General features: G+C 71.4%; 23 protein-coding genes. 10 read left to right on the forward strand and 13 right to left on the reverse strand.

Annotation, left to right across the window (positions count from 1 at the left end; genetic code table 11):
- Nucleotides 1-107 precede the first annotated feature (107 nt).
- Complete coding sequence (locus tag ABT294_RS15845) at nt 108-1,049, forward strand: class I SAM-dependent methyltransferase (RefSeq protein WP_350806333.1); 942 nt, start codon at nt 108-110, stop codon at nt 1,047-1,049.
- A 217-nt stretch (nt 1,050-1,266) separates the two neighbouring features.
- Here the strand turns inward: ABT294_RS15845 and ABT294_RS15850 are convergent, their stop codons facing one another.
- On the reverse strand, nt 1,267-2,235 hold the full coding sequence (locus ABT294_RS15850; RefSeq protein ID WP_350806336.1) for a terpene synthase family protein: 969 nt from the start codon (nt 2,233-2,235) through the stop codon (nt 1,267-1,269).
- Nucleotides 2,236-2,243: 8 nt separating this feature from the next.
- The gene (locus tag ABT294_RS15855; RefSeq protein ID WP_350806338.1) at nt 2,244-2,789 is read right to left on the reverse strand and encodes an EF-hand domain-containing protein; all 546 of its coding nucleotides are present in this window, start codon (nt 2,787-2,789) and stop codon (nt 2,244-2,246) included.
- 151 nt (nt 2,790-2,940) lie between these two features.
- Here ABT294_RS15855 and glnA2 point away from each other — a divergent pair, with 151 nt between their 5' ends.
- Nucleotides 2,941-4,302 carry a gamma-glutamylpolyamine synthetase GlnA2 gene (gene glnA2, locus ABT294_RS15860; protein ID WP_350806339.1) on the forward strand — a complete coding sequence of 454 codons (1,362 nt, stop codon included), beginning with the start codon at nt 2,941-2,943 and terminating at the stop codon, nt 4,300-4,302.
- Nucleotides 4,303-4,310: 8 nt separating this feature from the next.
- Here glnA2 and ABT294_RS15865 read toward each other — a convergent pair whose 3' ends face one another.
- Nucleotides 4,311-4,772 carry a hypothetical protein gene (locus ABT294_RS15865; RefSeq protein WP_350806341.1) on the reverse strand — a complete coding sequence of 154 codons (462 nt, stop codon included), beginning with the start codon at nt 4,770-4,772 and terminating at the stop codon, nt 4,311-4,313.
- A 586-nt stretch (nt 4,773-5,358) separates the two neighbouring features.
- Between ABT294_RS15865 and ABT294_RS15870 the strand changes: the two genes are divergently transcribed.
- Nucleotides 5,359-6,072, forward strand: coding sequence for a hypothetical protein (locus ABT294_RS15870; protein WP_350806342.1), 714 nt, complete (start codon nt 5,359-5,361; stop codon nt 6,070-6,072).
- Nucleotides 6,073-6,172: 100 nt separating this feature from the next.
- On the opposite strand, the gene ABT294_RS15875 is transcribed toward ABT294_RS15870, so the two are convergent.
- Entirely contained in the window at nt 6,173-7,024 is an 852-nt protein-coding gene (locus tag ABT294_RS15875; RefSeq protein WP_350806344.1) for an alpha/beta hydrolase, read from the reverse strand.
- Between the two features lie 9 nt (nt 7,025-7,033).
- Nucleotides 7,034-10,570 carry a serine/threonine-protein kinase gene (locus ABT294_RS15880; RefSeq protein ID WP_350806345.1) on the reverse strand — a complete coding sequence of 1,179 codons (3,537 nt, stop codon included), beginning with the start codon at nt 10,568-10,570 and terminating at the stop codon, nt 7,034-7,036.
- Nucleotides 10,571-10,619: 49 nt separating this feature from the next.
- Here ABT294_RS15880 and ABT294_RS15885 point away from each other — a divergent pair, with 49 nt between their 5' ends.
- The gene (locus ABT294_RS15885; protein ID WP_350806346.1) at nt 10,620-11,300 is read left to right on the forward strand and encodes a type 1 glutamine amidotransferase; all 681 of its coding nucleotides are present in this window, start codon (nt 10,620-10,622) and stop codon (nt 11,298-11,300) included.
- A 17-nt stretch (nt 11,301-11,317) separates the two neighbouring features.
- Here ABT294_RS15885 and ABT294_RS15890 read toward each other — a convergent pair whose 3' ends face one another.
- Nucleotides 11,318-11,851 carry an HXXEE domain-containing protein gene (locus tag ABT294_RS15890; RefSeq protein ID WP_350806347.1) on the reverse strand — a complete coding sequence of 178 codons (534 nt, stop codon included), beginning with the start codon at nt 11,849-11,851 and terminating at the stop codon, nt 11,318-11,320.
- A gap of 80 nt (nt 11,852-11,931) precedes the next feature.
- Between ABT294_RS15890 and ABT294_RS15895 the strand changes: the two genes are divergently transcribed.
- Entirely contained in the window at nt 11,932-14,871 is a 2,940-nt protein-coding gene (locus ABT294_RS15895) for a bifunctional [glutamine synthetase] adenylyltransferase/[glutamine synthetase]-adenylyl-L-tyrosine phosphorylase (RefSeq protein WP_350806348.1), read from the forward strand.
- A gap of 56 nt (nt 14,872-14,927) precedes the next feature.
- Entirely contained in the window at nt 14,928-15,962 is a 1,035-nt protein-coding gene (locus ABT294_RS15900) for a hypothetical protein (RefSeq protein WP_350806350.1), read from the forward strand.
- 52 nt (nt 15,963-16,014) lie between these two features.
- On the opposite strand, the gene ABT294_RS15905 is transcribed toward ABT294_RS15900, so the two are convergent.
- Nucleotides 16,015-16,842, reverse strand: coding sequence for a LysR family transcriptional regulator (locus ABT294_RS15905; protein ID WP_350806351.1), 828 nt, complete (start codon nt 16,840-16,842; stop codon nt 16,015-16,017).
- Nucleotides 16,843-16,925: 83 nt separating this feature from the next.
- Here ABT294_RS15905 and ABT294_RS15910 point away from each other — a divergent pair, with 83 nt between their 5' ends.
- The gene (locus tag ABT294_RS15910; protein ID WP_350806352.1) at nt 16,926-18,194 is read left to right on the forward strand and encodes an MFS transporter; all 1,269 of its coding nucleotides are present in this window, start codon (nt 16,926-16,928) and stop codon (nt 18,192-18,194) included.
- 20 nt (nt 18,195-18,214) lie between these two features.
- On the opposite strand, the gene ABT294_RS15915 is transcribed toward ABT294_RS15910, so the two are convergent.
- Together ABT294_RS15915 and ABT294_RS15920 are read right to left on the reverse strand one after the other, a co-directional pair.
- A complete protein-coding gene (locus ABT294_RS15915) occupies nt 18,215-18,715 on the reverse strand; it encodes an MmyB family transcriptional regulator (protein ID WP_350806353.1) in 501 nt (166 codons plus the stop codon).
- 296 nt (nt 18,716-19,011) lie between these two features.
- On the reverse strand, nt 19,012-19,941 hold the full coding sequence (locus ABT294_RS15920; protein ID WP_350806354.1) for a LysR family transcriptional regulator: 930 nt from the start codon (nt 19,939-19,941) through the stop codon (nt 19,012-19,014).
- Nucleotides 19,942-20,011: 70 nt separating this feature from the next.
- On the opposite strand from ABT294_RS15920, the gene ABT294_RS15925 reads away from it, so the two are divergent.
- Nucleotides 20,012-20,764, forward strand: coding sequence for an SDR family NAD(P)-dependent oxidoreductase (locus tag ABT294_RS15925; RefSeq protein WP_350806355.1), 753 nt, complete (start codon nt 20,012-20,014; stop codon nt 20,762-20,764).
- Nucleotides 20,765-20,987: 223 nt separating this feature from the next.
- Here the strand turns inward: ABT294_RS15925 and ABT294_RS15930 are convergent, their stop codons facing one another.
- Entirely contained in the window at nt 20,988-21,140 is a 153-nt protein-coding gene (locus tag ABT294_RS15930; RefSeq protein ID WP_350806356.1) for a hypothetical protein, read from the reverse strand.
- 129 nt (nt 21,141-21,269) lie between these two features.
- Entirely contained in the window at nt 21,270-21,413 is a 144-nt protein-coding gene (locus tag ABT294_RS15935) for a hypothetical protein (RefSeq protein ID WP_350806358.1), read from the reverse strand.
- A 157-nt stretch (nt 21,414-21,570) separates the two neighbouring features.
- Between ABT294_RS15935 and ABT294_RS15940 the strand changes: the two genes are divergently transcribed.
- Nucleotides 21,571-21,825 carry a GntR family transcriptional regulator gene (locus ABT294_RS15940; RefSeq protein ID WP_350806359.1) on the forward strand — a complete coding sequence of 85 codons (255 nt, stop codon included), beginning with the start codon at nt 21,571-21,573 and terminating at the stop codon, nt 21,823-21,825.
- A 146-nt stretch (nt 21,826-21,971) separates the two neighbouring features.
- On the opposite strand, the gene ABT294_RS15945 is transcribed toward ABT294_RS15940, so the two are convergent.
- The gene (locus tag ABT294_RS15945; RefSeq protein WP_350806360.1) at nt 21,972-22,694 is read right to left on the reverse strand and encodes a TetR/AcrR family transcriptional regulator; all 723 of its coding nucleotides are present in this window, start codon (nt 22,692-22,694) and stop codon (nt 21,972-21,974) included.
- Between the two features lie 78 nt (nt 22,695-22,772).
- Here ABT294_RS15945 and ABT294_RS15950 point away from each other — a divergent pair, with 78 nt between their 5' ends.
- Nucleotides 22,773-23,087 (forward strand): DUF1330 domain-containing protein, encoded by a 315-nt coding sequence (locus ABT294_RS15950; RefSeq protein ID WP_350806361.1) that lies wholly within the window; start codon nt 22,773-22,775, stop codon nt 23,085-23,087.
- 320 nt (nt 23,088-23,407) lie between these two features.
- Here the strand turns inward: ABT294_RS15950 and glnA are convergent, their stop codons facing one another.
- On the reverse strand, nt 23,408-24,832 hold the full coding sequence (glnA, locus tag ABT294_RS15955) for a type I glutamate--ammonia ligase (RefSeq protein WP_350806363.1): 1,425 nt from the start codon (nt 24,830-24,832) through the stop codon (nt 23,408-23,410).
- Nucleotides 24,833-24,891: the final 59 nt, after the last annotated feature.

A 24,891-nucleotide genomic window follows, 5' to 3' on the forward strand; every position in this document is an offset into this window, starting at 1 on the left:
GCTTGTCATGTCGGGAACGAAGGCCGACGTCATGGTGATGAACGTTGGCCGTATCTTTCGCCGCCATATGCCAATCGTCATCGTCACAAACTGACGATCTCCATAGCATGGCCGGTGATCTCGCAACGGAAAGAACGCGCCGCGTCGTTGGTTCCCAGCTCCGTAATTCGCGGCGGCACAGCACAGGGGAGTGGAACCGCGAAATGCAGATGAAATCCGCCGAGCAGGTGAACGGAGGCCGTTTCGCGTTCGGCGACAACTGGCTTGACTATCTCAACCTGGTGGACGAGCCGCGAATCGCGCAGGCTCAGGAGTCGCTGACCAGGGCGTTGGGAGTCAGCGATCTCAGCGGTCGTTCGTTCCTCGACATCGGCTGCGGAAGCGGCCTCTTCTCGCTCGCCGCCCACCGGCTCGGCGCGAAGGTCCGCTCCTTCGACTACGACCCCCAGTCGGTCGCCGCCACGGCGGAGCTGCGGCGGAGGTTCGCGCCGGACAGTGACTGGCAGGTGGAACAGGGCTCGATTCTCGACAACGCCTACATCAGCGGTCTCGGCCGCCACGACATCGTGTACTCGTGGGGGGTCCTGCACCACACCGGCGCGATGTGGCAGGCCATCGGCGCCACCTCGGCGCTGGTCGCGCCGGGCGGGCTGATGTTCATCGCCATCTACAACGACCAAGGCCTGGCGAGCCGGCTGTGGTGGCGGGTCAAACAGCGCTATGTGCGTTCGGGCCCGATCGGGCGGCGGGCGATCGTGCTGGCCAGTGGCGTGTACCTCGACGGCCGGGGGGTCGTGGCCAGGGCGGTGAAACGGGTGTGCGGTCATCCGGTGCCACCCCCCCGGGGCCGGGGGATGTCCGCCCGTCATGACCTCGTCGACTGGATCGGGGGATTCCCGTTCGAGGTGGCCACGCCCGAGCAGATCTTCGACTTTCACCGGGAGCGCGACTTCGAGTTGCGTTTCCTGAAGACCTGCCAGGGCGGTATCGGCTGCAACGAATTCGTCTTCGTCCGTTCGGCCGCTCCGTCCGGTGGGCCGCGCGTATAAGCATTCCGTTATGCCGGGGATTCGCCCGCCGGAAGGGCGGGCGAATCCCCGGTGGAATGTGGAACGCGGCAGACGACTTCCCGGCGGGGATTGAAGGGTGATGTTCGCGCTTTCGCCGCGCGAACGCCGGCCTGTGCGCCCACCAGGGCCCGGCCGGGCGGTCCATCCGCCGAACTCGGCCGCGAGACGAGTGCCGTCTCGCGGCCACCTGCGTCCATCACGTGTAGCGGGTGGACTCCAGCAGCCAGTCCAGGTGCGCGCGCGGCGCGGCCAGGTAGGCGCAGGCGACCTTGCTCACGTCCCTGGCCGCCTTGGGCGCCAGCGCGTCGAGCGGCAGCCGCCTGACGGCCCTCTGCATGTCGTGGCAGCGCTCGGCGATCCGGTCGAGCACCCAGGCCGTGGCCTGGCGCTCGTCCAGGCGGAGCTGGTGCGAGGCGACCACCACGAGGTTGTGCGTGTCGCCGCGCTCCTTCGGCCTGGACGCCACGTCGTTGCACCAGGCGTTGACGTCGTTGCACGCGTCGACCAGCGCCTGCCACGGCTCGCTCTCGTGCAGCCACGGCGGGACCTCCACCCGCAGGCACGGCTCCACCAGGTCGTACAGGTAGGGGCCGATCGTCGCCCTGCGCAGCGACGGGTACTCGGCCAGCGACGGCACCCGGCCCGCCGCCCGGTTCTCCGCCTCGATGCGGCAGGCGTCGTGCTGGCGCTTCAGGTTCACCGCGAAGCGGGCCCGCCACTGGTCGCTCATCCGCGCGGACGTCACCCGCCACAGGTCGGCGAACGCCGCCTCCAGCGGATGGTCCGAGGCGCCCTCCAGCAGGCCCTGGAACACGCTCAGCGGGCACGACCCCTCGTCGAGCTCGTCGTCCAGATGGAACAGCCAGGTCAGCCACTGCGCGAACAGGGCCGCGGCGGCGGCGTCGAACTCGGCGAACGCCCGCCCGGCCATCCGGTGGAAGCCGACGCCCGGATCGGCGTTCAGCCCCGTGCGGCGCGCCCAGTCGATGACGGCCGCCTCGATCGCGTAGACGGACGGATGCATGCGGCACGTCGTCGCCATCGCGGGCACCCGCTCGGTGAGCGGCAGCAGCGCCTCCGCCGGGCAGCCGCCCCTGCGCGGCGCCGGCAGCAGCGGTTTCCAGCCGAGCACTGACCGCAGCGCCGACCTCACGGTGGCGATCACGTCGGTGCTCACAGCGGACCGAAGAGCCAGTTGCCGGCGGCGTTCGGGTCGTCGCAGGCGTAGAACTGCCAGGCGGCCAGGACCAGCTCGTCGCGGGTGAGCGCGCCCCTGCCGCTGCGGTCGAGCCGGTCGAACGCAGCGTCCACGTCGTCGTAGGCGGTGCCGAACGCGCTCAGCAGGGTACGGAACTCGCCGGGCCCGATCAGGCCGTCGCCGTCGTGGTCGCACAGCTCGGCCACCGTCACGGTGGCGGGCTTGAACACCGGCTCGTACCGGTCGCCCTTGACGAACGCGGACGTCATCGCGATCCGGAAGTCCTCCCGCGAGAACCGGGCGTCGGCGTCGCGGTCGAGCGCGGCGGTCAGGGTGGCCCAGATGCCGTCGAAGCTGTCGACCAGGCCGTTGCCGGCCCTCGAGGTCGGGGACTCCCCGAATCCCACCAGGATGCGGGCGCCCAGCCCCAGCAGGTCTTCACGCTCGACCACGCCGTTGCCGCTGGCGTCGATGTGGTCGAAGGCTCGATCGAGCTTGTGATTGAGCAGGTCGATAGCCACCAATGCCTCCCCCGAGACTGACTGAGTGATCACATTAGGTCCGGCCGGACGCTTTGTCAGCGAGGCTCGCACCGGCACCCGTCGTAACCTGTGCGAAACACGGACACGGCATCCTGATAGGAGACCAGCACTGTCACCACTAGGGGATGCTTTGGACCGCCAGCAGGAGTTCGTGCTCCGCACGCTCGAGGAACGCGACATCCGGTTCATCCGGCTCTGGTTCACGGACGTGCTGGGTTTCCTCAAGTCCGTGGCGATCGCCCCCGCCGAACTCGAGGGCGCCTTCGCCGAGGGCATCGGCTTCGACGGCTCGGCCATCGAGGGCTTCGCCCGCGTCTACGAGGCCGACATGCTGGCCAAGCCCGACCCGTCGACGTTCCAGATCCTGCCGTGGCGCAGCGAGACCCCCGGGGCCGCGCGCATCTTCTGCGACATCCTGATGCCCGACGGCTCGCCGTCGCACGCCGACCCGCGCTGGGTGCTCAAGCGCACGCTCGCCAAGTGCGCCGACATGGGCTTCACCTTCTACACCCACCCCGAGATCGAGTTCTTCCTGCTGAAGAACCGCCCCGAGCCCGGGCAGCGGCCCGAGCCGATCGACTCCGGCGGCTACTTCGACCACACGCCGCACAGCTCCGGCCACGACTTCCGCCGCCAGGCGATCATGATGCTGGAGTCGATGGGCATCTCGGTCGAGTTCAGCCACCACGAGGGCGCGCCCGGCCAGCAGGAGATCGACCTGCGCTACGCCGACGCGCTCACTACCGCCGACAACATCATGACCTTCCGGCTCGTGATGAAGGAGGTGGCGCTGGAGCAGGGCATCTGGGCGTCCTTCATGCCCAAGCCCTTCACCGAGCACCCGGGCTCGGGCATGCACACGCACATGTCGCTGTTCGAGGGCGACAGGAACGCCTTCTACGAGGCCGGGGCCGACTACCAGCTGTCCAAGATCGGCCGCTCGTTCATCGCGGGGCTGCTCAGGCACGCCGCCGAGATCACGGCCATCACCAACCAGTGGGTGAACTCCTACAAGCGGCTGTGGGGCGGCGCCGAGGCCATCGCGGGCCAGGGCGGTGAGGCCCCCTCGTACGTGTGCTGGGGCCACAACAACCGCTCGGCCCTGGTGCGGGTGCCGATGTACAAGCCGCACAAGGGCGGCTCGACGCGCATCGAGTTCCGCTCCCTCGACTCGGCCTGCAACCCGTACCTGGCCTTCGCGCTGATCCTCGCGGCGGGGCTGAAGGGCATCGAGGAGGGCTACGAGCTCCCGCCGGCGGCCGAGGACAACGTCTGGACGTTGACCAGCGCGGAACGCCGAGCCCTCGGCATCCGCCCGCTGCCGCAGTCGCTGGACGAGGCGATCGGCGTCATGGAGCAGAGCGAGCTCGCGGCCGAGACGCTGGGGGAGCAGGTCTTCGACTTCTTCCTGCGCAACAAGCGGACGGAGTGGCGCGAGTACCGCCGCCAGGTCACCGAGTTCGAGCTGGGCCGCTACCTGCCGGTGCTGTAAGCGGATTCCTACTGGACCTCGTACTGGCCACTGATGAATTGGCTCTCACCAGAGCGCGGCAAGGGATTGGCCGCCATGGCCTCCATGTACACCTCCACCTTGTCCCGTCTGTCGTTCTTCCAGATGACCTTCGGCGCGGCATCTGAGGCAGTGGCATGTGTAACGTTTCCGACCGGCTCGAAGTCGCCGAGCGGGTCTTGCGCGTAGGCGATGAATTTTCCCTCGGTGAGGGTTCCACCACCGGTGGCGACCTTCACCGTCAGGCTTTCCCCTGGGCCGACGGTGATCGTAGATGCGCCGCTGGGAGGGCACGGCCCGCCTGGTGCTGACCTGATGCGGCAGCGAAAACCAGGATCCGAACCCTGTACTGCGGCGACGCTGGAAGAAGGACCCTGCGAAGCCTGCGCCGGAATGGCGTTGAACGCCGGGAGGGCCAGCAACCCTGCCACGCATGCCAGTCGTTTGCGCATGACGCACCTCCGATATGCGGAGGGGAGAGGCGAGAAGACCTGACCCCTTCAGGGGATCAAGCATCTCCTCTCGGGCGTCGTCGCAGCGTGACGGGAACGTGACGGAGGACCCCGGGGCGGAGACCACAGCACTCGCTTACCGTGCTGCGATCCCCGTGCTGTCCCGCCATGGGGCTGGATTCCGATGGCCGGCATGGCCTGGCCCGCGCCGACCCTGCGACGTGCCCGCGTCCTGTCGCGTTGGGGCCGGTAACAGCGTGATCAATGTCACTTCCGCTCGTATGTAACGTGCGCGCAAAGTGAGGCCCGTATCTTACGGAGATGCCGGGCGCGCCGCCGGGCTGCGGCGCCATGCGAGGCCAGGCCCGTTGGCCGAAACTGCGCGGACGGACCGTGTGCGGGCGATACTGCCACACTGCGCGGCGGCGGGAAGTTTCGGCCGTACTTGTGGCGTTATGCGTGCGGGCATGGCGCCGACCGGCACCCCCCTGGGCGTTCGCGATACCGCACGTCCGGTAAAATCGGGCTGTTTTTTATCTAGATTTTCGGACTTCTCGCCTCATGTGGCGATATGGGAGGGTGTGGCATGACGACGGCTGCCCTGCAGACCGTGTTGACCGTTCCCGAGCGCTTCCGTGGCCCCGCCGGGGTCGCCAACGGCGGCTGGATAGCCGGCACCATGGCCGACGCGCTCAACGGCAACCGATCACCGGTCGAGGTCACGCTGCACGCGCCCACCCCGCTGGACACCGAGCTGTGCCTGGAGCACGTCGGCAACACGGTCACGCTGTCCGACGGCGAGAGGCTGCTCGTCGAGGCGTTCCCGGTGGCCGAGGACCTGACGGCCCCCGACTTCGTCCCGTTCACCGACGCCGCCCGCGCCGAGAGCGGGTTCCCCGGCTGGCAGGGCCACGCCTTCCCCGAGTGCTTCGCCTGCGGCCTGCGCGAGCCCGGCGACGGCCTGCGCATCTTCCCCGGCCCGGTCGAGGGCACCGACCTGGTGGCCGCCGGATGGCGGGTGCCGTTCACGGTGGCCGACGAGGACGGCGTCCCCGCCTCGATCGTGGGCGCGGCCCTCGACTGCGTCACCGGCTGGGCGCACTTCAAGCCCGGTGAGTCGGCCCTGCTCGGACGGCTGGCCGTGCAGATCCACGGGCGCGTCTACCCGGGCGGCGCCTACTCGGTGGTGGCCCGCGCCACCGGCCGCGAGGGCCGCAAGCTGTTCGGCGAGAGCGCCATCTACGACGTCAACGGCACCCTCGTGGCCGCGGCCCGTGCCACCTGGATCGCTGCACGCTGACCCGCCCACGCACGGACGGCCCCTCGCGCTCCCACCGGGAGAACGAGGGGCCGTCCGCCTTCCCGGACCAGCCGAGGTCGCGGCGGACGGGCCGCGCTGATCAGCGCGCCGAGGTGAGTCTTTCGGCCACGAGGGACGCGCAGCGGTCGGCGAAGAGGATCGTGTAGTGGTTGCAGTCGGGGACCAGCTCGTCGGCCAGGTGCGGGAGCCGGGCCGTCCACTCGGCGGCCAGCGCGTCGGGCAGCATGCCGACGTTCTGGTCGAGCAGCCCGCGCGGCGCCCTGAGCAGGGAGAGCGGGGACTTGATCGAGGCCAGCGCGGCCCCGATCCTGCCGGACTCGACGAGCAGCCAGCGGCCGTCCTCGCGCACCGCCTCCCCGGCCGCGCGCGAGCGCAGCGCGCCGTCGGGCCCGGTCAGGTCGTACCGGACGTACGCCTCGACGTCGTCGGTCCAGGCGTCCGCGAAGGCCGGGTGCGCCTTGAAGAAGGCGACGTACTCCTCGGGGGTGGCGAACGTCTGGGCGAGCCGGGCCAGGGCGGGGCCCAGCGTGGCCGCCAGCACCTCGTCGGGGTCCGCGCCGGCGGGCAGCGGCATGGGCAGGCCGCCGTCGACCAGCACGACCCGGGCGAAGTCCCGCTCGGCCGCGGCCAGCGCCGCGACGTACGCGCCCATGGAGTGCCCGGTCAGCACCGCCTCGGGCCCGGCGCCCACATGGTCGGCGACGCGCAGGACGTCCTCGGCGTGCCTGGGCAGCCCGTACGGGCCGGGCAGCGCGGCGCTGTGCCCGCGGCCCGCCAGGTCCATCGCGACCAGCGACCACCCGTCGGGCAGCCGCCGCGCCACCGCGGCCCAGGCCATCAGCGAGGCGGAGATCCCGTGGACCGCGATGACCACCTGCGGGCCGCCGCCGAACGTGGCGATCCGCAGGCCGTCGACATCCTCAACTCTCATAGCCGGAGCTTACGGACACACCTTCAGATAGGGCACCCCCGTGACGTAGTCGCGCCACTCGGCGGGGCTCAGCGGGCGTCCGGCCCGGGAGCAGATGGCGGCCGCCATCCGGCCCGGCTCGACGAGTTCCTCGCGCACCACCCCCGTCGAGTCGAGGGTGAGCACGCTCGACCCGTCGGCGGCGAACGCCATCCCGTACAGCTCGCCCTGGCTCCCGTCCCTGAGCAGGCCCAGGTCGGCCCCCGTGGCCAGGTCGAACAGCTGCACCCGGCCGCCGGCGGCGACCGCGATCACGTCCTCGCGCGGTGACCTGGCCGCGACGTTCCCGCCGTTGAGCCTGCCGCGGGCCGGCTGGCCGACCTGGCGCCGGGTGGCGGCGTCGAAGACGGTCACCCGCCCGCGCGAGTCCACCGCGGCCACCGACCTGCCGTCACGGGTGAAGAGCACATCGCTGATCGTCGTCCCCTGTCCTGTGCCGCCGAACACCTTGCCGAGCTGTTTGCCCGACGCGACGTCGAACAGGCGCTGCTCGCCCGTCGCCACGGCGAGCACCCTGCCGTCGGGGGAGAAGTCGGCGTCCCGCACCTCGCCCACCCGCGCGGACCACAGCAGGCGGCCGCTCTTCCAGTCCCAGACGCCCAGCGCGAAGTCCGATGCGCCGTCGTCAACGGCCCGCATCCCGGCGGCCAGCTTCGAGCCGTCCGGGCTGAAGGTCAGGAAACTCGTCTCGTAGGACTCCAGTTCGCCGCCAGGCACCAGCTCCGCCGCCGCGCGCCGCGAGCCGGTGTCCACGACCGTGATGCCCTTGAGGCCGCCGACGGCCGCCAGCCGCCCGTCCGGGCTGACCGCGGCGGCGTCGACCGCCTCGGAGTCGGGCTTCTTCAGCACGGGGCTGCCGAGCGGTCCGCGCGGGTCGGCCAGGTAGACCTTCTGGCCGTCCTCCGACGCGAGCACCTGCCGCGCGCCGGGGCCCAGCGTGGCCCACATCCACGACGGCTCCGCCTTCGGCTCGCGCATCGCCAGGTCGCTCAGGTCGACGGTGACGACGTGGTCCTCGCTCAGGTAACGCAGCGTGTGCCCGTCGAAGCCGACCTGGGGCAGCAACTGGGCGTCGTCTTCCGCGCCGCCGGGCAGGGACAGCGTGGTCAGCAACCGGCCGCCGGAGCGCCACACCTGGATGCCCGTCCGCGTCACGGAGGCGAGCAGCCGGCCGTCGCCGCTGAAGGTCAGCTCGCCGCGGTTCCAGGTGGGGCGGTCCTGGCCCAGGGTCCGCGAGGAGCCGTTCCTGAGATCGGTCAGCTGGACGCCGCTGCGCAGCGGCTCCACCAGCGACTTCCCGTCCGGCGTGAGCGCGAGCGGGCGGCCGCAGTCGCCGCAGTGGTCCGCCGGGGCGCGCGACCCCCGCGGGGTGAGCCCCGGCAGGCGCAGCCGCTCGATCCGCCCGCCATCGGTGGCCGCGTACGCCGCGTCGCCGGAGGGGGTCATGGCACCGATCCAGGCGGAGGTCTTCACCCGGCCGCCGCGTTCCAGGTCCCAGACGTAGGTCTCGTCGTCGAGCCTGAGCAGCGCATAGCGGTCAACCGTGCCGTACATCACGCTGACCGGCGTGCCCGTGTCGTCGCCGACTTTCCGGTCGAACCTCCACGTCCTGACGGTCGCGCCCGTGCTCAGGTCCCGTACCTGTGCCTGCTTGGCGGTCACCACCAGCACGGTCCGGCCGGTGGGTGAGAGGGCGAGGCCGCGCAGCGGCTCGCCGGCCATGCCGAGCCGGGCGATCCCGCCGGTCCGCCGGCCGTTGCGCACGTCCCACAGCCTGACCGCGTCGTCGCTCGCGCTGACGAGCGTCCTGCCGTCTGCGCTCAGCGTGCGCAGCGTGTCGCCCGAGCCGGTGGGATCGCGGAACGTCGCGATCTCCCGCTGGGCGAGCGACGCGGTCAGCGCCGCCCTGGTCCGCGGGGTTCTGTCCATCCGCCAGGCGGCCACGCTCAACTGCATGGCCGCCCGCGGGTCGCTCTGCCGCAGCGTGCCCGCGAACTGCGCCAGCCGCGCCGCCTCCGCCTGGTCGCGCTGCCTGGCCACCTGCCCGGTCCGCTCGTCCGCGACCATGCTCTGCTGGACGGCCAGGCCGCCCGCGACCAGCGAGATCACCAGCAGGCCCGCCAGGCTGACCGAGACCAGCCGGTTACGCCTGGACCTGCGCCTGGTCAGGTGCGCGCCCGCCTCCAGGAAGTCACGCTCGGCGGGGGACAGGGTGATGTTCTTGCGCGCGGTGGCCGCCCACTGCAGCGCGTTCTCCAGGCTGGTGCCCTGGAACAGGTCGCCGTCCCTGCGTCCCGCGCGGTCCCAACGGCTCGCAGCGGACGTGATCTCCCTGTGCGCGGCCAGGCCGTCGCGGTTGGCGTCGATCCAGCGGCGCAGCCGCGGCCAGGCGTGCGGCAGCGCGGGACGCGCCAGCCAGACCTCCTCGCCGTCCCTGGCCAGCAGGTAGCCGAACACCTCCATGATCCGGGTGATCGACGCCACCTCGGGGAGCGGGCGGCCCTCGACCAGCTCGGCGAGCGCCGCCCGGCGCACCTCGAGCCGGCCCTGCTCGGTCACGGTGACCAGCCGGAGGAAGACGTCGGGCGCGTGCTCGCGCTCGTCCGAGGAGAGCAGCGCGTACGCCTCCTCCGCCAGCGTGCCCAGCGCGGGATCGTCCGCCTGCGTGGCCACCTGCGCGGCCTCCCTGCCGCCGCGCGCGAGCAGGTGCGCGGTGTCGAGCCCGCCGTCGCCGCTGACCAGGGCGAGCAGCAACTGGCGCGCCGTCGGCCGCTCCGCCGGGTCCTTGCTGAGCGCGGACGCCACCAGCGGGCGCAGCGAGCCGGGCAGCACCTCCAGGTCGGGGGTGGCCGACAGCACCCGGTGCATGACGCCGCCCAGGCTCTCCGCCTCGAACGGGTCGGCGCCGGTGGCCGCGAAGAGCATGATGCCCCCCCAGGCGAACACGTCGGCGGGCATCCCGGCCCGCTGGCCGGTGAACACCTCGGGCGCCATGTACGTGGGCGTCCCCGTGACCAGGCCCGTCGCGGTGAGCGACATCTCCGCCGTCCTGGCGATGCCGAAGTCGATCACGCGTGGGCCGTCGGGGCCGAGCAGCACGTTGTCGGGCTTCAGGTCGCGGTGGATCACCCCGGCGTCGTGGATCGCCGTCAGCGCGGTGGCTATGGCGGTCGCCAGCCGGTGCAGGTTCCCGCCGTCGAAGCGGCGTCCCCGCGAGACGGCCGTGCGCAGGCTGGGACCCTCGACGTACTCGCTGACGATGTACGGTCTGGGCCCGTCCAGGACGGCCTCGACGACGGCGGCGGTGCAGAACGCGGCCACCCGCCGCGCCGCGGTCACCTCCCTGGACAGCTGGGCGGCCTGGTCGCCGTGCAGCACCTTGATCGCGACCCGCCTGCCGTCCTCGGCGTAGGCCTCGTAGACCACGCCCTGGCCGCCGGCGCCGAGCCGGCCGGCCAGCCAGTATCCGCCCAGGCGCTGGGGGTCCCCGTCGAGCAACGCTTCCATGGGCGGTTTGATGCGGATTTTCGGGCGAAAGTTCCGGATAATTACGCTCATGCGAATTACCGTGATCGAGCACGAGGCCGGGGCCGGACCGGGGTACCTCGAGCGCTGGCTGGCGCCGTCCTGCGAGGTCGTCCGGCCGTACCTGGGCGAGCCGGTGCCCTCGCGCGCGGCCGACGGGCTGATCGTCCTCGGTGGCGAGACGGCCGCGTGGGAGGACGAGCGCAGCCCCTGGCTGCCCGCGACCCGCGACCTGCTGCGCAGGTCCGTCGAGGAGGGCACGCCCACGCTCGCCATCTGCCTGGGGGCGCAGCTGCTGACGATGGCCCTCGGCGGCGCCGTCGGGCGGGGCGCCGACGGGCTGGAGGTCGGCGCCTGCGAGGTGGTCGCGCTGCCCGCCGCCGCCTCCGACCGGCTGTTCTCGGGCGTCGAGACGGCGGTGGCCGTCCAGTTCCACCAGGACGTGATGACGCGGCTGCCGGAGGGCGCGGTGCCGCTGATGACCGGCTCCCCGTACCCGAACCAGGGCTACCGCGTGGGGGAGAGCGCGTGGGCGGTGCAGTTCCATCCAGAGGCGACACCGGAGATCTTCACGTCCTGGGCCGCCGACTCGGGGCTGGAGACGGCCGAGGAGCTCATCGCGGAGGTCAAGAGAGCTGAAGCCGCGCTCGTCGCCACCTGGCGCCCGGTGGTGCAGGCGTTCGGCGAGGTCGTCAAGGCGGCCGCGCGGTAGGAGGGCCTGACGGCCCGTCAGGCGGGGCGCTTGGGGCGGCGGCGTCTGGGGGTGGCCAGGGTGCGGGCGAGGGCCTGGACGGCGCCCGCCACGAGGGGGAAGGCCGCCACGGACGCCAGGGCCGTCGGACCCGTCCTGGTGGGGACGCCTGCCGCCTTGAGCCGCCGCCAAGCCCACACCGAGAACGGGATCACCACCACCGGGGCCGTCAGGACGCCGGGCGTGTAGCCCCGCCACACGGCGGCCTGTGCCAGGTGGACCGCGCCGTGCACCCCGAACGCCGCCAGCACCGTCTGGAAGACCGGGCTGCGCCCGCCGCTGCGCGCCCCCAGCGCCGACGCCCCCGCCATCACCCCGGCCATCAGTCCCAGCGCCACGTTCACCTGCTTCTGCGACATCTCGAACCGCTCCCATGGCACCGCCGGATACCGCCGCTCCAGCCGCGGCCGGGCGGTGCGAGTCCACCGTGCCATGGTCGCCAGCTCCTCCGCGTCGTGCACGGCCCACGCCGCGAGCAACCCCCACGTCACCGTCGCCGGAACCTTCTCCATCAGCAGCCTCCCACAGAAACGCAACGCAACGTTGCGTTACAATCTTCGGCCTATCGCCGGAGGGCTGTCAAGATGGAGGGGTGCCAAGGATCGAGTCCACCGCCGCCCGGCTGGCCAAGCTCGGCTTCGCCGACGGCGCGCGTGCGGCGCACCTGGTGCGCCAGTCAGGGGTGGAGCTTGACGACCTCCTCGAAGGGCTGGTGAACGTCGCCGATCCCGACCTGGCGCTGGCCTCGCTGACCCGGCTGGCCGAGCGTGACCCCGGAGTCCCCGCACTGCTGCGCGCAGACGGGCGGCTGAACGCCAGGCTGCTCGCCGTGCTCGGCGTGAGCGACGCCCTGGGCGAGCACCTGGTGCGCCACCCCGGACAGGTCGGCCTGCTGGCCATCCCCGAGCTGGGGGAGGCGCGCGCCGAGCTGCTGCGCGCGGTCGGCGCGGACCCCACCGCGGCGGAACCCCGGGCGGAGGCGGCCGACGCGCTCGTGGCCCTGCGCATCGCCTACCGCGGGCGGCTGCTGCACCTGGCGGCGCGCGACCTCAACGGCGAGGCGACGCTCGGGGAGGTCACCTCCGAGCTGTCCGACCTCGCGGGCGCCGCGCTGGAGGCGGCGCTCGCCATCGCGCGGGCCGAGACCGGCTCCGACGACGTCCGGTTCGCGGTGATCGGCATGGGCAAGTGCGGCGCGCGCGAGCTGAACTACATCAGCGACGTGGACGTGATCTTCGTCGCCGAGCCGCGCGACGGCGCCGACGAGACCAAGGCGCTGCGCACCGCCACCCGGCTCGCCCAGGCCATGATGCGCGCCTGCTCGACCGCCACCTCAGAGGGCTCGCTGTGGGAGGTCGACGCCGGGCTGCGTCCGGAGGGGCGGTTGGGCCCGCTGGTCCGGACCCTGGCCAGCCACCTGGCCTACTACCGGCGCTGGGCCAAGACCTGGGAGTTCCAGGCGCTGCTGAAGGCCCGTCCGGTGGCGGGCGACATGGAGCTGGGCGCGGCCTACGTCGAGGCGGTCAACGAGCTGGTCTGGTCGGCCGCCACCAGGGAGAACTTCGTCGAGGACGTCCAGGCCATGCGCCGCCGCGTGGAGGCGCACGTGCGCGCCGAGGGAGAACGGCAGATCAAGCTGGGGCCCGGTGGGCTGCGTGACATCGAGTTCGCGGTGCAGCTGCTCCAGCTCGTGCACGGCCGGCTGGACCCGCTGCTGCGCCGCCGGGCCACGCTGCCCGCGCTGGCGGCGCTCTCACGCGGGGGCTACGTGGGCCGCGACGACTCGCGCGGCATGGCCGAGGCGTACGCGTTCCTGCGGAAGGTCGAGCACCTGCTCCAGCTGCACCGGCTGCGCCGCACCCACGTCCTGCCGTCCGGCGCCGACGACCTGCGCAGGCTCGGACGGGCGCTCGGCATGCACGCCGACCCCGTGGGGGAGTTCACCGCCCGCTGGCGGCGGCACGCCATGGAGGCGCGGCGGCTGCACGAGAAGCTGTTCTACCGGCCGCTGCTGCATGCGGTGGCCAGGCTGCCCGACACCGAGGCGCGGCTGTCCACCACGGCGGCGGTGGCCAGGCTGCAGGCGCTCGGCTACGTCGATCCCAACGGCGCGCTGCGCCACCTCGCGGCGCTGACGTCGGGCGTGTCCAGGCGGGCCGCGATCCAGCGGACCCTGCTGCCCGTGATGCTCGGCTGGTTCGCCGACACGCCCGACCCCGACGCCGGGCTGCTCGGCTTCCGCCAGGTCAGCGACAAGCTCGGGGCCACGCCCTGGTACCTGCGGCTGCTGCGTGACGAGACGGCGGTGGCGGCGCGGATGGCCCGCGTCCTCGGCTCCAGCCGTTACGCCACCGGGCTGCTCATGCACGCGCCCGAGGCGGTCGCGCTGCTGGGCTCCGACGAGGACCTGGCGGTGCGCTCGGCCGAGTCGCTGCGAGGGGAGGCGTCGGCGGCGGTGTCGCGGCACGACGGCGACGCGGAGACGGCGGTCGCGTCCGTGCGCGCGTTGCGCAGGCGTGAGCTGTTCCGCATCGCCGTCGCCGACATTTCCGGACTTGTCGATATAGAGCAGGTCGGGGTGGCGCTGTCGTCGCTGAACGACATCACGATCCAGGCGGCCCTGGACGCGGCGGCGAGCAAGGTCCGCGCCGAGCTGGGCGCCGACCTGCCGACCCGGTTCGCGGTGATCGCCATGGGGCGGCTGGGCGGCCTGGAGTCGTCCTACGCCAGCGACGCGGACGTCATGTTCGTCCACTCGCCCGAGCCCGGCGCCGCGGAGGACGACGCCACCCGGGCCGCGTTCGCGATCGCCAACGAGCTGAGACGGCTGCTCGCCCTGCCCGCGCCCGACCCGCCGCTGCTCATCGACCCCGACCTGCGTCCCGAGGGCCGCCAAGGGCCGCTCGTCCGCACCCTGGCCTCCTTCCGCGCCTACTACGCGCGCTGGTCGTCGCCGTGGGAGTCGCAGGCGCTCCTGCGGGCCCGCTTCTCGGCCGGAGACCCCGACCTGGGCAGCGCCTTCGTGTCGATGATCGACGAGCTCCGGTACCCCGCGGCGGGGCTGCCCGAAGACTCCGTCCGCGAGATCAGGCGGCTGAAGGCCCGCATGGAGGCCGAGCGCCTGCCCAGAGGCGCCGACCCCGCCCTGCACACCAAGCTCGGCCCCGGCGGCCTCTCCGACGTGGAGTGGGTCGCGCAGCTCCTGCAGCTGCGCTTCGCGGGCTCCGTCCCGTCGCTGCGCACCACCCGCACCCTGGACGCGCTGCGCGCGGCGGAGCGCGAGGGCCTGCTCGCGGCGCCCGACGAGGTGGTGCTGGGGGAGGCGTGGCGCTTCGTCTCCCGCATCAGAGACGCGATCATGCTGGTGAAGGGCCGCCCCGGAGACAGCGTCCCGGCGGTCGCCAGGGAACGCCGGCTGATCGCCCAGACGCTCGGCTACCCGCTCGACGGCTCCGAAGACTTCCTCGACGACTACCGCCGCGTCACCCGGCGCGCCCGCCAGGTGGTGGACCGGGTCTTCTACGGCTCCTGAACCGCCGGGCGTTGCGGCGGGCGTGCCGGCGGGTGTATCAAGGCGCGGGGTGATCAATGGTGTTATCCGTCTATGTCGACCTGGCGCTCGGCTTGGTGATCTCGTTCCTGCTGCTCTCGCTGCTGGTCAGTGGGCTGAACGAGGCGTTCGTCCGGCTGCTGTCGATCCGCAGCAAGTTCCTGTGGGCGTACCTGCGCGACACCATGGACGGTGTCGACGCCAAGGGCAGGTCGTGGCTGCCCGCCACCGTGCGGGAGGTGTTCACGGCGCTGCCGTTCGCCCGCGACCCGCGTCCCGCGCACAGCGACCAGCCCGCCCCGGTCGAGGCGGAGGTGCCCGCCCACGAGGACAAGGCCGAGGACGCCATGACGAACCTGCTGTACCAGCGGGTCCGCGAGATCGACCACCCCAAGACCGGCCGCACCAGCATCGCGAACCTGCCCCCCGGCCGGTTCGCCGGCGCCGTGATGGAGATGGCCGCCGGTGAGGACGGCGGGGTCGAGGCCCTGCTGGAGAAGCTCAAGGCGATGAAGAGCCCGCTCTACGGCCACCTCAAGGGCGCCTGGGAGGGCGCGCAACGCGACCTGGACCGCTTCAGGCAGGGCGTCGAGACCTGGTTCGACGGCGAGATGCAGCGCCTGTCGATGCTCTACAAGAGGTACGTGAAGTGGGTCGTCGCCGTCCTCGGCCTGTTCGTCACGCTGCTGTTCACCATGGACGGCCTGGAGTACGGCAAGACGCTGCTGCTGGACAACGCGTTCAGGGCGTCCGTCACCGCCGTGGCCGGATCGGGGTCCGACGCGTACGACGAGCTCAAGGAGCGCTGCGAGCAGACCGACCCGGTCGCCTGCATGACCGACACGCTCAGCCAGCCCGCCCTGGTCAAGATGTTCGACCACGCGCTGGTCAGCGTGACGATCCCGGCCGGCGGCGACCCGAGCGTCCACTGGAACGGCGGCGTCTGGTGGAGCCGCATCACCACGCTCAGCCACTGGCCCGGCTACCTGTTGACGTACGTGGCGCTGCTGTTCGGCGCGCCGTTCTGGTGGGACCTGTTCCGGCGCATCACCGGGATCAAGTCCCGGCGCTGAGGAGCCGTTCGCGGGCGGCGATCGGCCATCGCGACCGCCGTGCCGGGAAGGCTCAGGCGCTCATCGCGTAGAGCACGTCGCGCAGCGACTGCTCGCGTCCGCGCTGCCAGACCAGCCGCAGCGCCAGGCGGGGCGCGTCGAAGTCCAGTCGCACGAGCGCGCCCGACTCCACGTCGGAGCCCAGCGCGAAGTCGGGCAGCAGCGACCGGCCCAGGCCCTGCCTGGTCCACGCGCGGGCGGTGGACAGGCTGGTCAGCTCCCTGCGCGGGACGTCGGCGCCGAACGTCTGCTCCACCGCCATCCTGATCGAGCACTCGGGCGGGGTCACCAGCAGGGGGCCGTCGTCGCAGCCGGGGGCGGCGACCAGGGACAGGGCGACCTCGTCCACGTCCAGGAAGGCCAGGCCGGGAGGCGGCGTGAAGCCGAGCGCGCCGACGCGGGCGCCGGAGTCGAGCAGCAGGGCCGCGTCCAGACCGCCGTCCGCCACCTCGGCCAGCAGCTCCCGCCTCTGCAGCGTGCGGACGTCCACGTCGAGGTCGGGACGGCGCTCCGACAGGCGGCGCAGCACGCCCGGCAGCCGGGTCGCGGCCAGGGTCTCCAGCGCGCCCAGCGTGACCCGCCGACGCTCGCCGGTGACGGCCCGCCGCACCTCGTCCGCGTGGTCGAGCAGGCCCTGCGCCCGGCTGAGCAGCGCCGTGCCCTGGGCGGTGAGCCGCATGCCCTGCGGGGTGCGCTCGAACAGCGTCACTCCCAGCCCCTGCTCCAGCCTGCGCACCTGCTCCGACACGGACGCGGGCGCCAGCCCGAGCACGTTCGCGGCCGCGGTGACCGTGCCCGCTCCGGCAACCGCCACAAACCCCCGCAACTGACGCAGCTCCACGCGACGAGCATACGGCTTTCCCGAACGCTCCCTCCGGCCTGGCCTGTTGAGCGTCAGGAGGGCCGGAGAGCAGCCTGACGGGCATGAACTCTCCCCGGCGGCTCCTCGGGCTCAGCCTCGCCTACTTCCTCGTGCTGCTCGACACCACCGTCCTCACCATCGCCCTGCCCGACCTGCGGGCGAGCCTCGGCGGCACCCTGGCCGGCCAGCAGTGGGCGGTGAACGCCTACACGGTCGCCTTCGCCGCGTCGCTGCTCACCGGCGGCGCGGTCGCCGACCGGTACGGCGCGGCCAGGGTGTTCAAGGCCGGAGTCGCGGCCTTCGGCCTGATCTCGCTGCTCAGCGCCGCGTCACCGCTGCTGGACGTGCTCGTGGTGCTGCGCGCGCTGCTCGGCGTGGCAGGCGCGCTCTGCCTGGGCGGCTCGCTCGGCCTGATCGCCCACCTCCACCCCGGCGCCGCCGAACGGGCCCGCGCGACGGGCGTGTGGGCGGCGGTCACGGGGACGGCCCTGGCCGCCGGCCCCCTGCTCGGCGGCCTCCTCGTGGACGCGTACGGCTGGCGCGCCGTCTTCCTGATCAACCCGCCGCTCGCCCTGATCAGCCTCCTGGCCATCCGGGACGTCCGCTCGCCCAGGGGCACCCGCGCCATTGACTGGACGATCCAGGCTCTCGCCTGCCTGTTCCTCGGACTGCTCGCGGAAGCCCTGATCGGCTCCTCCCTCGTGGCCGGAGCGCTGGCGTGCGCCGCGCTGGTCGCGCTCATCCTCGCGGAGCGCCGCAGCGCCGCCCCCGCCCTGCCCGGCGGCCTGCTCGCCGCGACCTGGCCGGAGCTCCTGGCGGGCACGGTGGCGAACTTCGCCTTCTCCGGCGCCCTGTTCGTCCTCACCCTGCTGCTCCAGGACGCCCGCCATCTGACCCCGCTGGCGACGGGCCTGGCCTTCCTGCCGCTCACCCTCCCCATGGCGATCAACCCCGTCCTCACCGGACGGATCGTCGCCCGCGTCGGCCCCCGCCTGCCGATCCTGGGCGGCCTGGCCCTGCTCGCGACCGGCCTCGCCGGGCTGGCCCTGACGGACCTGCTCGCGCCGTGGCTCCTGATCATGGGCTTCGGCCTGTCGTCCTGCCTCCCGGCGCTGGTGGCAGGGACGGTCGCGAGCGCCCCGCCCGGCACGGCGGGCACGGCGGGCGGCGTGCTCAACGCGGCCCGCCAGACGGGCGCCACCCTGGGCGTGGCGATCCTGGCCACTCTCGCCCACCCCCTGCCGGCGGCGGCGATCCTCACCGCCGCGACCACCGCCTGCTACGCCATCACCTCGCGCCGCGCTCCTTCACGTCCAAAGGCATTGACCTGAGGCGTGCGTAACGGAGCCGGTCAGACGGCGCTCCAGCTCTGCAGGAGCTGCAGCGCCTGTTCGGTGGGGGAGCCGGGTTCGACGTTGTAGACGCACAGGGTCTGGTCGGGGTCGCCGGGCGGCTGGAGGGATTCGTAGGAGAAGACCAGGTCGCCGGCGAGGGGGTGACGGTAGTGCTTGGTGCCGTGGGTGCGGCGCAGCACGCGATGGTCGTTCCACCAGGTGGTGAACTCGGGCGAGCGCAGGGTGAGCTCACCGACGAGGTCGGCGAGCCGGCGGTCGTCGGGGTGCCGGCCGGCTTCCAGGCGGAGCATGGCGACGGTCTCGGCGGCGATCCGCTCCCAGTCGGTGACGCGTTCGCGGGCTTCGGGATCCAGGAGGTAGTAGCAGGCGAGGTTGCGGCGCGGGGCCGGGAGCGCGTCGAAGTCGGTCAGCACGGCGCGGGCCAGGCGATTGGCGGCGAGCACGTCGGTGCGCCGGCCGAGGATGAAGGCGGGCACGTGGTCGAGGGTCTGCAGCATCAGATACAGGCCGGGCCGTATGCGCTGCGGGGCGCTGGGGGCGCGGCGGCGGGAAGCGGGGCGGGCGAGCAGGTCGGTGAGGTGCTCGCGTTCGGTCGCCTCCAGTTGCAGGGCGCCGCCCCAAGGCGTCGATCACCTCGGGGGAGGGGTTACCGGCGCGGCCCTGTTCCAGCCGGGTGTAGTACTCGGTGCACGTCGCCCAGACCATCGGCTTCCTCGCCGCCCTGCCGCCACGGGCCAACCTCCAGCAGGTCACCATCATGCCCACCAAGCAGCCCAGCTGACCGGGCCGCTGGTCAGGGGGCTCGGCGGATCGCCCTCGCTCGACGGGCAGGGAGATCGTCTGCTGGTTCTTGCGTGTCGCCGGGTCCGGCCCGGCGAGCAGCCGCGCCAGTGTCTGCGTACAGTTCCAGGGCGGTGCGCACGAAGAGCGCTACGGGCTGCGAGCGGGTTCCCTCGGCCCACGCCACCGAGATCGTGTAGGGCTCGGCGTCGCTGACCGGCCGGTAGACGATGTCGGGCCGCGGGTTGGCCTCGGCCAGGTAGCGAGGGACGAGCGCGACGGCCTGTCCCAGGCCCACCACCTCCAGCAATTGTGCGCTGTCGCGGACGACAGGTCCCGGGCCGTCCTCACCGGGGCCCCGCGGCACGGGCAGCCCCTCGAAGTCGGTGCGGTGCAGTTCGGGTCGTCCGGTCAGGTCGTGTCCGGCGGGCAGGGCGGCCATCCGCGGCTCTTCGGCCAGTGCCTCCAACTCCAGGCCGCGGGCGTCGTAGGGCGGTGTGAGCAGGGCGACGTCGGCGCGCCCGTCGCGGACCATGGCGGCCTGTTCCATGTAGCCGCTGACCAGGATCTCGACGGCGGGCGAGCTGGGCACTGCGGCGTAGTGTTCGGCGATGGTGCGCAGAATGCCGCCGGCCATGCCGGCCTTGGCCGTCACGCGCAGTGGTGTGTCCGGCCGGGCCGCGCGGCGGATTCTGCGGGTCAGGCCGGCCATCACGGTCAGCATGTGCCGGGCTTCGTCGAGCAGGGCGAGGCCCGCGGGCGTCGGGACGACCTTGCGGGTGTCCCGCTCGAACAACCGCACGTCGAGCCGGCGTTCGAGCTGCCGGATGGCCCTGGACAGCGGAGGCTGGGCGATGCCGAGCCGTTCGGCGGCGCGCGAGAAGTTGAGCTCTTCGGCGACCGCCACGAAGTATCGCAGCTCCCTGATCTCCACCTCATTCATACCTCAACGGTATAAGAGGCCACCCAGTCGGTGTTTCCCCTCAGCCTGGTCCCGCTGGTCGGATGAGGCCATGCAAGTGGCAATGGTGACCGGCGCGGGCAAGGGCATCGGACGAGAGATCGTCCGGCGGCTCGCGACCGAAGGCATGATCGTATATATGGGAGCGCGCGACATCGCACGCGTGCGGGAACAGGCCCGCGACCTGCCGGGCGAGGTTCGCCCGCTACGGCTGGACGTGACCGAGCAAGAGCAGATCGAGGCGGCGGCCGCCCGGGTGACGGACGAGTGCGGGCGGCTGGACGTGCTGGTGAACAACGCGGGTGTGATGCTGGAATGGCAGCACACGGCGACCGAGGTGCCCATGGAGCTGGTACGGCGTACCTACGAGGTGAACGTGCTCGGCGCCGTCGCCGTGACGCAGGCGTTCGTCCCCCTGCTGCGGCGCGCGCGGCCGGGCAGGGTGGTCAACGTCTCCAGCCCGCTGGGGTCGCTGAGCCTGCTGAGCGACTTCGGCACGCTGATCGCCCAGCGGTCCCACCTGGCTTACGGCTCCTCCAAGGCCGCGCTGAACGCCGTGACCCTGCTCTACGCCAAGGCCCTGGTCGGCGACGGCATCCTGGTCAACGCCGCCAACCCCGGCCTGGTCGCCACCGATCTGAACGGCGGTAACGGCGGGCTGAGCGTGGAGCAGGGCGCCGAAGTCCCGGTAAGGCTCGCGCTCCTCGGCGAGGACGGCTTCACCGGCCGTTTCGTCGGCGACTGGCGCCGAGGCACGCCAGTGGAGGAACCGGAGGCCTCTCCCGACGCCCTCGTCCCCTGGTAGGAAACCTCACCACATTCGCACCGGCCCGGACGCCTACCGCCGCGGCAGCAGCGTGATCGACGACAGCTCTCCTTGCCGGATCGAAATCGCGACCATCATCAGGCCTGCCAGTGATCCTCCAGCAGCCGCCAGTCGATCGGCTCGCCGGACATCCATGGTCGCGTCAGGTGGGCACGGCGGGAGTGGGCGGCGGGCGGTCGGGATGGGCCGCCCGCCGCACGGGTCATCGGGTCTCGCCCTTCAAGATGCGATCCCATAGCCGGTCGATGTCGGGCACCACGGCCCACTCTGTCTCCCGGACGGTGCCTTCTTCGTCGCCCTGGATGATGCGCCGGACGAATGCGAGCCCTCCGGCGTGGCACAGTTCGAAGTACACGGCGAGGCAACTGCACGTGTGCTTCACGACTCGTATCCGGTCGGTCCGGTTGAGTGGCTTGTGCTATCTCAGCACGAGGCCGAGCGGGGCGCGGGGTGGATCCCGTGATACTCAGCCAACGAGGGCATGTCAGTCCTGCCCATCGCGGGCATCGACGAGGCCGCCAAGGACGGCTTCTCGGCCCGTCGCCTGCTTGAGGATCCCGAACGCGGCGGCCGCCGGCGTCCACGTGACCCGCTCGCGATCGGTGGGGGATATGGCATGGTGATCCATGGGTCAGGACCTCGATTCCTGATCAAGAGCCCGCCCGGCGCTTTCATCGCTGTGGCGGGCTCGCCTCGTTCGGGGCCTCCTATCGTATGCTCGTTCATACTCGTACATACTCGTATCCGAAGATTGACTCTTGTTCATGGTCGCCTACGGTCGGATCGTGATCGAGTTCGCTGCCGACCGTCCCGTGTGGAAGCAGGTCGCCGACATCCTGCGAGGGCGTATCCGCAACGGGAGCTATCGGCCCCGACAGCCCATCCCGAGTGAGACCCAGCTCGTGGGAGAGTTCGGCATCGCGCGGGGGACCGCCCGGAAGGTCGTGGCCGCACTTCGTGACGAAGGGCTGATCTACACCGTGCCTCAGATGGGCTCGTTCGTCTCGCCGTCTGATGGCGAGGAATCGTCGGGCGAGTAGACGCGGAACAGCCCGGAATCGTGGGCATATTCGGACGGTCGTCGCAACACAGTGATTACTTACTGGTGGCGAGAAGCATGGCGAGACGGGACGATGCGCGTGTGATCCCTGAAGAGCTGCTTCATGTCCGCCGCTGGCTGGAGGCGCTAGGCCAGGCCCAGTGATCTGACCAGGTCATGCATCTCGGCGCGGTGCAGCGCGGCCGGGTTGCCTGCGACGGGATGGATGTGGCCGTCGATCTCCAGGGCCACCAGGCCGTGCATTCGGCCCCAGACGCGCAGCGCGAGCGCTGCCGCAGCGGGTGGCACGTCCGGGAGGTCTGCCTGGATCTTCGCGACGTAGTCCGGGTGAAGATCAGACCAGGAGGTGTCCTCGGGCTGGTGGTGCCGGGCGTGGGGCCAGGCAGTGGCCGCCAAGCTGGTGAGGTCGCGGCACACCCGGCGTGCCGTCTGGTCCACCGGCCCGTTCTTGGGGGGCTGGTAGCCGGGGATGGGCTGGCCGTAGAAGAGTCGAAAGCTTTCCGGGTGGGCCAGCGCCCATTCCCTTAGGGTTTGGCCCCAGGCCATCAGCCTGCCGCCGGGATCGGTGTCGGGCACGGCGTTGCTGGCGGTCTCCAGCGCGTCCGCGAGCGAGGCGGCGATCTCGCTGATCAGTGCCGTGATCAGGTCGTCTCGGGTGGGGAAATAGCTGTAGATCGCGCGTGCGGTCATCCCCATCTCGCGGGCGATGCCGCGCAGCGAGATCGCCCCTGGCCCTCCGTCGGCCATCTGCCGCAGCGCGATGGCCTTGATCTCATGGCTCGTCTCCGCACGCAGACGCTCCCGGCGGGTCATCACGGCCGCGACGCGTTCGCCCTCGTCCTTGCTCACGTTGACCAGGTTACAGGAGCACATTAGTCTCCGGTGTAACAAAAGTACACGCCGTGTCCAAAGGAAGCAGGGGAACACATGTCCGCGTACGTCATCGTCGGAGTCGACGTGCTCGACCAGGAGGCCGGCCTGGCCTACGCCGCCGTGGCCCAGCCGTCCATCCTCAGCCACGGCGGGCGATACCTCGTGGCAGGCCCAACATCCGAGCCAGTCGAGGGCGCCTGGGACTTCTCGCGGCTCTTGGTCATCGAGTTCCCCGACATGGAGCGAATCCAGGAGTGGTACGACTCTCCCGAGTACCGGCGCGCCCGGGAGATGCGGAAGAGCACGGCTCGGGTACGGATGTTGTTCGCCGAGGGCTCCCCGCCCGAGGGCTTCTCCCTCCCGGCGTAGCCGGTGCGGTGACGGACGGGATTGCCGACGTCTTGCACCAGACGCCGCACGCTGATCCGCCGAGATCGCTCGATCAGGGCCGCATTGCTGGTGGAGAGAGACACGGCGAGCCGCTCGGTTGTGTATCCCGGATCGACGCCTTTCCCGCACCCGGTCGGCAATGTGGATCCGCTCGGTCTCGTTAAGGTAGCGGCCACGCACGTCTGGGGGCGCCACCGAGGTGATCGGTGGCGCCCCCGAGTGCGTTCCCGGCCCTTCCGGATCCATCCCCTCATCTGGGGTGTTGGGGCGACCGATAGAAGAAGGGGTGGTCGGCACGCTTACACGTCGTAGTACAGCTCGAACTCGTGCGGGTGCGGGCGGAGACGGATCGGGTCGACCTCGTTCTCGCGCTTGTAGGCGATCCACGTCTCGATCAGGTCGGGCGTGAAGACGCCGCCCTCCAGGAGGTAGTCGTGGTCGGCCTCCAGGGCCGCCAGCACCTCGGGGAGCGAGCCCGGCACCTGCGGCACCGCGCGGGCCTCCTCCGGCGGGAGGTCGTAGAGGTCCTTGTCGACCGGCTCCGGCGGCTCGATCTTGTTGCGGATGCCGTCGAGGCCCGCCATCAGCATCGCCGCGAACGCGAAGTACGGGTTGCACGACGGGTCGGGGACGCGGAACTCGATGCGCTTGGCCTTCGGGTTGGAGCCCGTGATCGGGATGCGGACGCACGCCGACCGGTTGCGCTGGCTGTAGACCAGGTTGACCGGGGCCTCGTAGCCGGGCACCAGGCGGTGGTAGGAGTTCACCGTCGGGTTGGTGAACGCCAGCAGCGACGGCGCGTGCTTGAGCAGGCCGCCGATGTAGTAGCGGGCGGTGTCGGACAGGCCCGCGTAGCCGACCTCGTCGTAGAAGAGGGGCGAGCCGTCCTTCCACAGCGACTGGTGGCAGTGCATGCCGGAGCCGTTGTCACCGAAGATCGGCTTGGGCATGAACGTGACCGTGTGCCCGAACTCCAGGGCCGTGCTCTTGATGATGTACTTGTAGAGCATCAGGTTGTCGGCCGTCTTGAGTAGCGTGCCGAACTTGAAGTCGATCTCGGCCTGGCCCGCGGTGCCGACCTCGTGGTGCTGCATCTCGACGTCGATGCCGCACTCGATGAGGTTGCGGACCATCTCCGAGCGCAGGTCGGTGAAGTGGTCCATCGGCGGGACGGGGAAGTAGCCGCCCTTGTAACGCGGCTTGTACCCGAGGTTGCCGCCCTCGGTGGCCTTGCCCGTGTTCCAGGCGCCCTCGATGGAGTCGATGTAGTAGTACCCGGCGTTCGCCCTCGTCTCGAAGCGGACGTCGTCGAAGATGTAGAACTCGGCCTCGGGGCCGAAGAAGACGGTGTCGGCGATGCCGGTGCCCTTGAGGTACTCCTCCGCCTTACGGGCGACGTTGCGAGGGTCGCGGCTGTAGGCCTCGCCGGTCAGCGGGTCGTGCACGAAGAAGTTCAGATTCAGCGTCTTGTGCTGACGGAACGGGTCGAGCACGGCGCTGGACGGGTCGGGCAGCAGCAGCATGTCCGACTCGTGGATGGCCTGGAAACCGCGAATCGACGAGCCGTCGAACATGAGGCCGTCGGTGAAGACTCTGGCGCCGAAGTTCTCTACCGGGAAGGTGAAGTGATGCGTCGTCCCGGGCAGGTCGGTGAACCTGACATCGACGAACTGCACCCCTTCGTCACTGATGAACTTCAGGACGTCGTCGGCGGAGTTGAACACTCTCGAACCTCCCTGGGGACATGGCTATCAGCCCGAATGTAGGTCGGGGCGGTTTCCAG

It is taken from the genome of Nonomuraea sp. NPDC000554 (genome assembly GCF_040300065.1).
Taxonomy (GTDB): domain Bacteria; phylum Actinomycetota; class Actinomycetes; order Streptosporangiales; family Streptosporangiaceae; genus Nonomuraea.

Coding starts and splice junctions, on each gene's coding strand:
- ABT294_RS15920 (WP_350806354.1), bottom strand. CDS start 19,941: ATGAATGAGGTGGAGATCAGGGAGCTGCGATACTTCGTGGCGGTCGCC.
- ABT294_RS15910 (WP_350806352.1), top strand. CDS start 16,926: ATGAACTCTCCCCGGCGGCTCCTCGGGCTCAGCCTCGCCTACTTCCTC.
- ABT294_RS15880 (WP_350806345.1), bottom strand. CDS start 10,570: ATGGAAGCGTTGCTCGACGGGGACCCCCAGCGCCTGGGCGGATACTGG.
- ABT294_RS15925 (WP_350806355.1), top strand. CDS start 20,012: ATGCAAGTGGCAATGGTGACCGGCGCGGGCAAGGGCATCGGACGAGAG.
- ABT294_RS15950 (WP_350806361.1), top strand. CDS start 22,773: ATGTCCGCGTACGTCATCGTCGGAGTCGACGTGCTCGACCAGGAGGCC.
- ABT294_RS15875 (WP_350806344.1), bottom strand. CDS start 7,024: ATGAGAGTTGAGGATGTCGACGGCCTGCGGATCGCCACGTTCGGCGGC.
- ABT294_RS15900 (WP_350806350.1), top strand. CDS start 14,928: ATGGTGTTATCCGTCTATGTCGACCTGGCGCTCGGCTTGGTGATCTCG.
- ABT294_RS15885 (WP_350806346.1), top strand. CDS start 10,620: ATGCGAATTACCGTGATCGAGCACGAGGCCGGGGCCGGACCGGGGTAC.
- ABT294_RS15865 (WP_350806341.1), bottom strand. CDS start 4,772: ATGCGCAAACGACTGGCATGCGTGGCAGGGTTGCTGGCCCTCCCGGCG.
- ABT294_RS15845 (WP_350806333.1), top strand. CDS start 108: ATGGCCGGTGATCTCGCAACGGAAAGAACGCGCCGCGTCGTTGGTTCC.
- ABT294_RS15870 (WP_350806342.1), top strand. CDS start 5,359: ATGACGACGGCTGCCCTGCAGACCGTGTTGACCGTTCCCGAGCGCTTC.
- ABT294_RS15915 (WP_350806353.1), bottom strand. CDS start 18,715: ATGCTGCAGACCCTCGACCACGTGCCCGCCTTCATCCTCGGCCGGCGC.
- ABT294_RS15935 (WP_350806358.1), bottom strand. CDS start 21,413: ATGGATCACCATGCCATATCCCCCACCGATCGCGAGCGGGTCACGTGG.
- ABT294_RS15890 (WP_350806347.1), bottom strand. CDS start 11,851: ATGGAGAAGGTTCCGGCGACGGTGACGTGGGGGTTGCTCGCGGCGTGG.